We start from the raw sequence: 9,635 nt of genomic DNA on the forward strand, positions 1-9,635 counted from the left end.
TATAGCACCCCAAAGTACTCACGGGTCCTGACCAGCTGAAACTTTGCTATCGGACGACGGGTTCGCCGATGAGGTTGATGCCTGCGGTGTCGAGTTCGGTGAGGGCCGCGTCGACGGTTTCGCGCGCCACACCGGCCGTCAGCTCCAGCAGGACCGTGGTGTCCAGGCCGTTGCGCACCGCGTCCAGTGCCGTTGCGCGGACGCAGTGGTCGGTGGCGATGCCCACCACGTCGACCCGCCGCACGCCGCGCTCGGCCAGCCAGTCGTGCAGCGGCCGGTCGCGCGGGTCGATCCCCTCGAAACCCGAGTAGCCGTCGCTGTACTGGCCCTTGGAGAACACCGCCTCCACCGGGCCCACGTCCAGCGCCGGGTGGAACGCCGCGCCGGGCGTGCCCGCGACGCAGTGCCGCGGCCAGGAGCGCACGAAGTCCGGTTCGTCGCTGAAGTGCGCACCCGGGTCGATGTGGTAGTCGCGGGTCGCCACCACGTGGTCGTGGTCGAACCCGGCGAGGTACTGCGAGATCGCCGCGGCCACCTCGGCGCCGCCCGACACCGCGAGTGCACCGCCCTCGCAGAAGTCGTTCTGCACGTCCACGATGATCAGCGCTTTGGTCATCCCGGCTCCCTCGGGTCGCGTCCCCATTGTGGTCGGTCGTCAGGCGGTGTGGAAGACGGTCGGGATCGCCGGTTCACCCTTGGAGAGCGTCAGACCTTCCCAGGGCAGCGTGACCAGCGCGTGCCGCAGCCGCTGGCGGTTGTCCTCCAGCGTGGGCAGGTCCGCGACGCGCTTGCCGTCGCGGATCAGCGGGATCTGCAGGAACCGGTCGTGCGGCCCGAGCACCGGTTCGGACGCCCCCGGCGCGACCTGGAACACGACCTCCTCCACGGCGGTACCGGTCTCCTTGTACCGGCGCACCGCGGCCTTGCGCCCGCCGCGCGACTCCTTGTGCGAGCTGCGCTTGGCGACCGGTCGGCCCTCGACCTCGACCAGCTTGTAGACCATCTCCGCGGTCGGCGCCCCGGAACCGGTGACCAGCGAGGTCCCGACGCCGTAGCCGTCGACCGGTTCGGCGCGCAGCGCGGCGATCGCGTACTCGTCGAGGTCGCCGGAGACGACGATCCGGGTGTTCAAGGCGCCCAGCGCGTCCAGCTGCTCGCGGGCCTGCCGGGCCAGCACGCCGACGTCACCGGAGTCGATGCGGACCGCGCCCAGTTCCGGGCCTGCGACCTCGACCGCCAGCTCGATGCCGCGGGTGATGTCGTAGGTGTCCACCAGCAGCGTGGTGCCGGTGCCCAGCGACGCGACCTGCGATTCGAAGGCCTCGCGCTCGGAGTCGTGCAGCAGCGTGAAGGCGTGCGCCGCGGTGCCCGTGGTTGGGATGCCGTAGCGGCGCCCGGCCTCCAGGTTCGAGGTGCCGGTGAACCCGGCGAGGTAGGCGATCCGGGCGGCGGAGACCGCGGACTCCTCGTGGGTGCGCCGCGAACCCATCTCGATGATCCGCCGGCCGTTGGCGGCCGAGACCATCCGGGCCGCCGCCGCGGCGATCGCGCTGTCGTGGTTGAGGATCGACAGCACCAGCGTCTCCAGCACCACGGCCTCGGCGAACGTGCCGCGCACGGTCAGCAGCGGGGATCCGGGGAAGAACAGCTCGCCCTCCGGGTAGCCGTCGATCTGCCCCTGGAACCGGTAGTCGCGCAGCCACGCCAAAGTCGACTCGCCGACCACGTCGTGCTCGGCGAGCTGGGCCAGCTCCTCCTCGCCGAAGGTGAAGTTCTCGATCGCGTCGAGCACGCGGCCGATGCCGCCGGCGACCCCGTACCGGCGCCCGTTCGGCAGCCGCCGGGTGAACACCTCGAAGGTGCACGGCCGGTGCGCGGTCCCATCGCGGAGCGCGCTGTCGAGCATCGTCAGCTCGTAGTGGTCCGTTAGCAGCGCAGTGCTGGTGCTCATGGAGCAGAGATTACGTGGTCCCCGATCAACCGCGGCAGATCGGCCGAACCCGGTCGGGAGCCGGGGTCCCGCTGCTCGCGCCGCCGGTCGAACCGGCCCGAGAACCACAAACAATGTTGTGACGGGGGCGTGCAACGATAGGGGTATGACCTCGCCCGCTGAGATCGAGCGCGCGCAACTCGAAGCGGACGCGCTCGGCACCGAGGACAAGCCGTGGGTGACCGTGGTCTGGAACGACCCGGTCAACCTCATGTCCTACGTCACCTACGTGCTGCAGAAGATCTTCGGTTACACCCGGGACCACGCGACGAAGTTGATGTTGGACGTGCACCACAAGGGCAAGGCGGTGGTGTCCTCGGGGTCCAAGGAGAAGGTCGAGGGCGATGTGGCGAAGCTGCACGCCGCCGGCCTGTGGGCGACGATGCAGAAGGATTCCTGAGTGGAAGGCTGGACCCGCAAGAACGGGAACGTGCAGGCCGAGCTGTCGCAGCAGGAGGCCGCAGTCATCCGGGGCCTGGTCGGGCAGATCAAGGACATGCTGACCGCGCGCTCCGCGGAAGCTCCCGCCGACGAGCTGGCCGAGCTGACCGGTATCCGCACGGGCCCGACGACGGCGCCCGAGGACCGGGTGCTGGCGCGGCTGCTGCCGGACTTCTACCGCCGCGACCCGATCACCGGTGAGACCGACGAGGAGCAGGTGGATGCGGCCGGCGCGATGCGCTCGCTGCACGAACCGTCCCTGCTGGAGGCCAAGACCGGAGCGGCGCGGCTGGTGCTGGAGACCTGCCCGCCGGACGGCGGCCGGGTGAAGCTGACCGGTGAGCAGGCCGACGGCTGGCTGACGGCGCTCAACGACGTCCGCCTGGCGCTGGGCACCGCCCTGGACGTGGACGAGGACATGCCCGAGGACCTCCCCGAGGACGACCTGCGCCGCGAGCACCTGGGCGTCTACCAGTGGTTGACCTGGGTCCAGGACAGTCTCGTCACCGCCCTCATGACCTGATCGGTCCCGCAGTTTCAATTGAAACTGCAGTCGATCCCACATGGTGGACCACAGTTTCAATTGAAACTGCAGATCCCACGCACGCAGGATCACAGTTTCAATTGAAACTGCGGAATCGGGCGGAGCGCTCCGGGGTCAGCCGTGGAGGTCTCGGTAGGCGCGTTGGGCTCCTGGGTGGAGGGGGACCTTTCCGGTGCCGATGAGGTTGCCGACGTCGAGGAACTGGGTTCCGACCGTTGGCTGGGGGACCAGGAACGGCGCGCGCAGCACCAGGACTCGGACCACCGCTTCTGCCACGTCGTCGGGTAGTTCCGGGGTGCACGCCAGGATGTTGGCGACGCCGACCGTGGGCACGCCGGCCGCGCGGCGGTAGGCGCCCGGCGGCACTTGGAGCTGGTCGCAGGATGGGCCGCAGCCGGCCATCTCCGGCTCCAGCGGCAGCAGCCGGATGCCGATCCGGTCGTCCAGCGCCCGCAGCGCCGGGGTCGGGATCCCGCCGGACCACAGCAGCGCGTCGATGCTGCCGTTCTCCAACGCCGCGATCGCTTCGTCCAGCGGCAGCGCGGTGGTCCGGACGCCTGGTCGCGCGGCGAGCAGCCGCCGCCCGAACAGCGCGGTGCCGGACTTCGGCGCGCCGATCGAGACCGTTCGCCCGGACAGTTCGTCCAGCGCGCGCACCGGGCTGTCCGCGCGCACCACCAGCTGCGCGTAGTTCTCGTAAACCCTGCCCAGCGCGCGCAGCTCGACCGGTGGCCCGAGCTCGCCGGCCTGCACTGCGGCGGCGGTGCCCGCGAGTACCATGCCGAGGTCGGTGCCGCCGTCCCGGAGCAGTTCGACGTTGCCCACGCTGCCTTGCGTGTTCAGCACCTCCATGCGGTTCCCGGGCGTCGCCGCCGACACCTCGGCCGCCAGCAGTCGCGCGAACGAGGTGTAGAAACCGCCGGGTTCACCTGCGGCGATGCGGATCGTGCGGGCGGGCGTGCCGCTGGTGCACGCGGTGAGCAGCCCAACGCCCGCCATCGCGAGGAAGTCGCGGCGGCGCATCAGCAGTCCCCCGGAAGTTCCAGCCGCACCGACAGCCCGTGCGGCTCGACGCTCTCCAGCCGCATCGCCCCGCCCCGGGCGCTGACCAGCCGGTCGACGATGGCCAGGCCGAGCCCGGAGCCGCGGCTGCCGCGATGCCGGTCGGCCCGCCAGAACCGCCGCGCTGCCTGCGGGATCTCCGCCTCGGACAGCCCGGGACCGGTGTCGCGGACGATCAGAGCGCACCCCTCGGCGCGCACCTCGACCGAGGAGCCGCGCCCGGCGTACTTGATCGCGTTGTCCAGCAGCACGTCCAGGACCTGCGTCAACTCGTCCGGCGGGACGTCCACGAGCGCTTCGTCCAGGCGGGGCGCGGACAGCGCGACGCCCGCCGCTTCGGCGGCCGACCGCCACGCCTCGACGCGGTCCACCGCGACCGCCGCCACCTCGCTGGTGTCCGAAGTGGACGGTTCTGGTTCGCGGTCGGCGGTGGCCAGCGCCAGCAGCCGGTCCAGCAGCGACTCCAGCCGGTCGACCTCCGCCACCGCGGACCGGTAGGTCTTGGTGCCTTCCGGGGTGATCCGCCGCTCCAGCGAGTCCACCCGCAGCCGCAGCGCCGCCATCGGGTTGCGCAGCTGGTGCGAGGCGTCGGCGACGAGCCGCCGCTGCTGCTCCTCGGCGTCGGCGACCGCCTCCGACATCCGGTTGAACGACATCGCCAGCTCCCGCAGCTCCGGCGGTCCGGCATCGACCGGAACCCGCGACCGGCGCGAGCCTGCGCCGACCGCCCGGACCCCGGCGCGCAGCTCGGCCAACGGCCGCAGGACCCACCTGGCCAGCACCAATGCCAACAACCCGCACACCAGCAAGGCGCTGAGCGCACCAGCGGCGATTAGCGCCCAGCTCCGGCCGATGTCGTCCGTCGCGCGCTGCACGGATGCCGCCACCACGACTGCTCCGGTCACGCGCGTCCCGTCGCCGACCGGCCGGTAGCGCACCAGATCACCCCTGGACCACGGCCGCAGCCACGGCACCGGCCCGGCGAGCTCGTTGCGCAGCGCTTTCTCCGTCGCATCGGCAACGTCGGCGGCGTGCAACCCGCCGGTCTCGACCACCGGAGCGCGTGCGGCGTCGACCACGACCAGCGGTTCGCCGTAGAGCTCGGTGTAGCGGGTGGCCTCGTCGATAAGCTGCGCGCGGTCACCGGTGCTGAAGGCGTGGTCGGCGAGCGCGGCGAACCGGTCCAGATCGGCGGAGCGGGCCAGCACGAGCTGCTGCGTCCGCTCGGCGGCGGTGGCGCGCAGCAGCGGAGCGGCGAACCCGGCGACCGCGACGATCGAGAACCCCAGCAGCACCAGCAACAAGCGCCTGCGCACCGGCTCAGCTCTCCCCGAACCGGTAGCCGAAGCCGCGGATGGTCACCAGGAGCTCCGGGCGCCCGAGCTTCGCGCGCAGCTGCGCGATGTGGACGTCCAGGGACCTCGAAACCGCCAGGTAGGCATCGCCCCACACCTCGTCCATCAAGCGCTGCCTGCTGACCGCGCTGCCCGCCTCCCTGGCCAGCACCGCCAGCACGTCGAACTCCTTCGGCGTCAGCTCCACGTCGTGCCCGGCGACCCGCACCCGCCGGGTGCGCAGGTCCACCTGCACGTCGTCGACCTGCACCTCCTCGGCGTCGGCCGCCAGCGGCCGCCCGCGCCGCGCCACGGCCTCGATGCGCGCCACCAGCTCCGCCATCCGAACCGGTTTGACCAGGTAGTCGTCCGCGCCGGAGCGCAAACCGCGGACGACCATCCGCTCCTCGCCGCGCGCGGTCAGCACCACCACCGGGACCGGCCCGATCCGGCGCAGCTTGCGCAGCACGTCGAGCCCGTCGGCGTCGGGCAGGCCCAGGTCCAGCAGCACCAGGTCGTGGTCGCGGTGCCTGGTCAGCGCGTCCGCGCCGCGGGTGACGCGAGTGGGCCGGTGCCCGTGCGCGGCGAGGACGTCGACGAGCGCGTCGGCGACACCGTCGTCGTCCTCGACGAGAAGCACGCGCACCGGCCACCTCCAGCAGATCCGACTGCGAGTATGGCCAGCCGGTGGATCATGCTTCGATGCGGGAGTCCTTCGAGGTCTCGCGCATCCGGACGTAGACCAGCAGCGAGATCAGCACGCAGCCGGAGACGTACCAGAAGAACGCGCTCTCCATGCCCGCCTGCTTCAGCCACAGCGCGACGTACTCCGAGGAGCCGCCGAAGATCGCCACGGTCAGCGCGTAGGGCAGGCCGACGCCGAGCGCGCGGATGTTGGTCGGGAACAGCTCGGCCTTCACGATCGCGTTGATCGAGGTGTAGCCGGTGACGATCACCAGCCCGCCCAGCATCAGCGCGAAGGCCAGGAACGGGTTCTGCGTGCCGCCGAGCAGCGTCATGATCGGCACCGTCAGCACCGTGCCCGCGATGCCGAAGGTCAGCAGCAGCCAGCGGCGGCCGATGCGGTCGGACAGGGCGCCGGCCAGCGGCTGCAGGAACAGGAACACCAGCAGCGCGAAGAAGTTGATCCAGGCCGCGGTCGGCTTGCTGATGCCGGCCGTGGCGACCATGTACTTCTGCAGGTAGGTCGTGTACGTGTAGAACGCCACGGTGCCGCCGAGGGTGAGGCCGACGACCAGCAGGCACTCCTTGGGGTGCTGCAGCAGCGCCTTGATCGTGCCGCGCGACTCGCCGCCGGACGAGTTCTTGTAGCTCTCGGTCTCGTCCATGCCGCGCCGCAGCCACATCACGATGATCGCACCGATCGCACCGATCACGAACGGGATCCGCCAGCCCCACGACTCCATCTGGTCGTTGGTGAGCACCAGCAGCAGCAGGATCTGCACGCCCAGCGCGGTGAGCTGGCCGGCGACCAGCGTCACGTACTGGAAGCTGGAGTAGTAGCCGCGCTTGCCCGGGGTGGCGACCTCGGAGAGGTAGGTCGCGGAGGTGGAGTACTCGCCGCCGACGGAGATGCCCTGCACCAGTCGGGCCAGCACCAGCAGCAGCGGCGCGCCGAGCCCGATCGTCTCGTAGCTGGGGGTCGCCGCGATCACCAGCGAACCGCACGCCATCAGCGTCACCGACAGCGTCAGCGCGGCGCGGCGGCCGAACCGGTCGGCGTAGCGGCCGAGCATCCAGCCGCCCAGCGGGCGCATCAGGAAGCCGATGGCGAAGACACCGGCGGTGTTGAGCAGCTGAGCGGTCAGGTCGCCGTCCGGGAAGAACGCGGCTGCGAAGTACACGCTGAACGCGGTGTAGGCGTACCAGTCGTACCACTCGATCAAGTTGCCGATCGAGCCCCGGATCACGTTGGCGACCACCCGGCGCTCGCCGCCGGGGCGGGCCGCACCGTCGCGGCTGCCGACCTCAGTAGTCATCCGTCCTCCTCATCGTGAACGGACTCACACTGCGGACGAGCGGGCCCCGCAACAAGGAGTGCGCCCCTTCCTTTACGTCTGGTTAACGTGATGACCTCGGGCCTGCGCGCGGCTCGTGGGACGCGAATTCCATTGAAATCAGAGGTCCGATTTCAATGGAATTCGCGGGAACCGGGAACAGCGGAGGAGGCGGTATGGCAGCGGGGAAGCAGGATGCGCTCGTCGACGTCGGCGGTGTGCTGGTCGGGCACGAGCAGCGGCTCGACGCCCACTGGGCGACCGGGGTGACCGCGGTGCTGGTGCCGGACGGCGCGAGCGCGGCGGTCGACGTCCGCGGCGGCGGGCCGGGCACGCGCGAGACGGACGTGCTCGAACCGAGCCACCTGGTGCAGCAGGTGCACGGCATCGCGCTGACCGGCGGCAGCGCCTACGGGCTGGCCGCCGCCGACGGCGTGATGCGCTGGCTCGGCGACCGCGGCCACGGCGTCCGCGTCGGCCCCGACCCGGCGCACGTGGTTCCGGTGGTGCCCGGCGCGGTGATCTTCGACCTGCCGATGAACGACTGGGGCAACCGGCCGGACGCCGAACTCGGCCACCGGGCCTGCGAGAACGCCACCCGCACCGAGACGCGGGAAGGCAACGTCGGCGCTGGGACCGGCGCGGTCGTGGGCTGCGTCAAGGGCGGCATCGGCACGGCCAGCGAGGTGCTGGACGACGGCACCACGATCGGTGCGCTGGTGGCGGTCAACGCCGCCGGATCGGCCATCGACCCCGACACCGGGCTCCCGTGGATCCCCACTCCCGGCCTGAGGTCACCCGATCAGGCGGAGATCGACGCGGCCCGGCCGCTGTTCGGCACGCGGCCCGGCCGCCACGGGCCGGTCGACCGCCCGCTCAACACCACCATCGGAGTGGTCGCCACCGACCTGAAGCTGTCCAAGGCCGAGTGCCGGCGGCTCGCGGTGGCCGCCCAGGACGCGCTGGCCCGCGCGGTGCGGCCCGCTCACCTGCTCGTCGACGGGGACACCATGTTCGCGCTGGCCACCGGCACCGGGGCCGCGCTGCCCGCGCCGGGGGAGCAGGACTGGTCCGCGCGGCTGGACGCGGTGAGCGCGGCGGCCGCCGACGTGGTGGCGCGGGCGATCGTGCGCGGCGTGCTGGCCGCGGAATCGGTCGACGAGGTGACGTCGTACACGAGCCTCTACCCCTCGGCGCGGGAATGAATCATCGTGGACCTACGTTTCGCCCGACGAAAGCCGCATCCGCGACCGCGATTCCACATCGTGGGAGCGAGGTGCTCCACCTATTAGGATGGTTGCTGTGCTGGTGATCCGACGCGACCTCGTGGATGCGATGGTCGCGCATGCCCGACGGGACCACCCGGACGAGGCGTGCGGTGTGATTGCCGGTCCGGAAGGGTCGGACCGCCCGGAACGCTTGGTCGAGATGATCAACGCCGAGCGCTCGCCCACCTTCTACCGGTTCGACTCCGGTGAACAGCTGAAGGTGTGGCGGGAGATGGACGCCAACGACGAGGAGCCGGTGGTCATCTACCACTCGCACACCTCGACCGAGGCCTATCCGTCGCGCACCGACGTCTCCTACGCCTCGGAGCCCAACGCGCACTACGTGCTCGTGTCCACCAGGGACCCTGAGACCCATGAGCTGCGTTCCTACCGGATCCTCGACGGCGAGGTCACCGAGGAACCGGTGGAGGTCGTGGAGTCGTACATGTTCGCCCACACCGGCGCCGACGAGGTCCCCGACCGCGGCTGAACCGCGGTCATTCCGCTGGTGCTCGCGTCCCCGCATCCCTATGTAGTCCTCTGTGGACATGGAGGTTTTCCCATGGCAGTCAAGGTTTCGATCCCCACCATCCTGCGCACCCACACCGGTGGCGAGAAGTCGGTCCAGGCCGAGGGCGGCACCGTCGCCGAGATCATCAACGACCTCGACGGCAACTACAACGGCCTGAAGGACCGCCTGGTCAAGGAGGGCAACCTCCACCGCTTCGTCAACGTCTACGTCAACGACGAGGACGTCCGCTTCGCCGGCGGCCTCGAGGCCAAGGTCTCCGACGGCGACAACGTCACGATCCTCCCCGCAGTCGCCGGCGGCATGTGAGTTCTCGGTAATTGGTTGCACCCGCCTTGCTGGGCGGTGCAAGTAGCGGAACCTCAGACGCCGCCTGGCTGCGGGATCCCGTTTTTATGTATGTCCAATACACGGCAAACGGGCTGTCCTCGCCAGGCGACGTCTGAGAA

At 70.7% G+C, this 9,635-nt stretch carries 11 protein-coding genes; 5 read left to right on the forward strand and 6 right to left on the reverse strand.

Features of this window, described 5'->3' with window-relative positions:
• Positions 1-46 precede the first annotated feature (46 nt).
• Both ABTZ89_RS30085 and ABTZ89_RS30090 read right to left on the reverse strand, forming a co-directional pair.
• A complete protein-coding gene (locus tag ABTZ89_RS30085) occupies positions 47-616 on the reverse strand; it encodes a nicotinamidase (RefSeq protein ID WP_270949513.1) in 570 nt (189 codons plus the stop codon).
• Positions 617-655: 39 nt separating this feature from the next.
• The gene (locus ABTZ89_RS30090) at positions 656-1,951 is read right to left on the reverse strand and encodes a nicotinate phosphoribosyltransferase (RefSeq protein ID WP_270949511.1); all 1,296 of its coding nucleotides are present in this window, start codon (positions 1,949-1,951) and stop codon (positions 656-658) included.
• A 145-nt stretch (positions 1,952-2,096) separates the two neighbouring features.
• Between ABTZ89_RS30090 and clpS the strand changes: the two genes are divergently transcribed.
• On the forward strand, positions 2,097-2,390 hold the full coding sequence (gene clpS / locus ABTZ89_RS30095) for an ATP-dependent Clp protease adapter ClpS (RefSeq protein ID WP_270949510.1): 294 nt from the start codon (positions 2,097-2,099) through the stop codon (positions 2,388-2,390).
• On the forward strand, positions 2,391-2,954 hold the full coding sequence (locus ABTZ89_RS30100) for a DUF2017 domain-containing protein (RefSeq protein ID WP_270949509.1): 564 nt from the start codon (positions 2,391-2,393) through the stop codon (positions 2,952-2,954).
• Between the two features lie 135 nt (positions 2,955-3,089).
• On the opposite strand, the gene ABTZ89_RS30105 is transcribed toward ABTZ89_RS30100, so the two are convergent.
• From ABTZ89_RS30105 to ABTZ89_RS30120, 4 genes are read right to left on the reverse strand one after another with little or no spacing between them, the layout of a single operon-like run.
• Positions 3,090-3,998: a TAXI family TRAP transporter solute-binding subunit gene (locus tag ABTZ89_RS30105; RefSeq protein WP_502949617.1), complete on the reverse strand. Its 909-nt coding sequence runs from the start codon at positions 3,996-3,998 to the stop codon at positions 3,090-3,092.
• Positions 3,998-5,353 carry a sensor histidine kinase gene (locus ABTZ89_RS30110; protein ID WP_351051009.1) on the reverse strand — a complete coding sequence of 452 codons (1,356 nt, stop codon included), beginning with the start codon at positions 5,351-5,353 and terminating at the stop codon, positions 3,998-4,000. The genes ABTZ89_RS30105 and ABTZ89_RS30110 overlap by 1 nt, the downstream gene beginning before the upstream one ends.
• Before the next feature lie 4 nt (positions 5,354-5,357).
• Positions 5,358-6,017, reverse strand: a complete 660-nt coding sequence (locus ABTZ89_RS30115; RefSeq protein WP_270949507.1) for a response regulator transcription factor — start codon at positions 6,015-6,017, stop codon at positions 5,358-5,360.
• Positions 6,018-6,063: 46 nt separating this feature from the next.
• Positions 6,064-7,371, reverse strand: a complete 1,308-nt coding sequence (locus ABTZ89_RS30120) for an MFS transporter (protein ID WP_351051012.1) — start codon at positions 7,369-7,371, stop codon at positions 6,064-6,066.
• Positions 7,372-7,565: 194 nt separating this feature from the next.
• Here ABTZ89_RS30120 and ABTZ89_RS30125 point away from each other — a divergent pair, with 194 nt between their 5' ends.
• From ABTZ89_RS30125 to ABTZ89_RS30135, 3 genes are all read left to right on the forward strand, one after another.
• Positions 7,566-8,594 carry a P1 family peptidase gene (locus ABTZ89_RS30125; RefSeq protein ID WP_270952753.1) on the forward strand — a complete coding sequence of 343 codons (1,029 nt, stop codon included), beginning with the start codon at positions 7,566-7,568 and terminating at the stop codon, positions 8,592-8,594.
• 97 nt (positions 8,595-8,691) lie between these two features.
• Complete coding sequence (locus ABTZ89_RS30130) at positions 8,692-9,147, forward strand: M67 family metallopeptidase (protein ID WP_270952752.1); 456 nt, start codon at positions 8,692-8,694, stop codon at positions 9,145-9,147.
• A 72-nt stretch (positions 9,148-9,219) separates the two neighbouring features.
• Positions 9,220-9,495, forward strand: a complete 276-nt coding sequence (locus tag ABTZ89_RS30135) for a MoaD family protein (RefSeq protein ID WP_351051017.1) — start codon at positions 9,220-9,222, stop codon at positions 9,493-9,495.
• Positions 9,496-9,635: the final 140 nt, after the last annotated feature.

This window comes from Saccharopolyspora sp. NPDC002686 (genome assembly GCF_040295745.1).
In the GTDB taxonomy this organism is placed as follows: domain Bacteria; phylum Actinomycetota; class Actinomycetes; order Mycobacteriales; family Pseudonocardiaceae; genus Saccharopolyspora; species Saccharopolyspora oryzae.

What these genes read in the sequence shown, in the direction of transcription:
- ABTZ89_RS30120 (WP_351051012.1), bottom strand. Translation starts at nt 7,371, where the DNA reads ATGACTACTGAGGTCGGCAGCCGCGACGGTGCGGCCCGCCCCGGCGGC.
- ABTZ89_RS30090 (WP_270949511.1), bottom strand. Translation starts at nt 1,951, where the DNA reads ATGAGCACCAGCACTGCGCTGCTAACGGACCACTACGAGCTGACGATG.
- ABTZ89_RS30125 (WP_270952753.1), top strand. Translation starts at nt 7,566, where the DNA reads ATGGCAGCGGGGAAGCAGGATGCGCTCGTCGACGTCGGCGGTGTGCTG.
- ABTZ89_RS30085 (WP_270949513.1), bottom strand. Translation starts at nt 616, where the DNA reads ATGACCAAAGCGCTGATCATCGTGGACGTGCAGAACGACTTCTGCGAG.
- ABTZ89_RS30135 (WP_351051017.1), top strand. Translation starts at nt 9,220, where the DNA reads ATGGCAGTCAAGGTTTCGATCCCCACCATCCTGCGCACCCACACCGGT.
- ABTZ89_RS30105 (WP_502949617.1), bottom strand. Translation starts at nt 3,998, where the DNA reads ATGCGCCGCCGCGACTTCCTCGCGATGGCGGGCGTTGGGCTGCTCACC.
- clpS (WP_270949510.1), top strand. Translation starts at nt 2,097, where the DNA reads ATGACCTCGCCCGCTGAGATCGAGCGCGCGCAACTCGAAGCGGACGCG.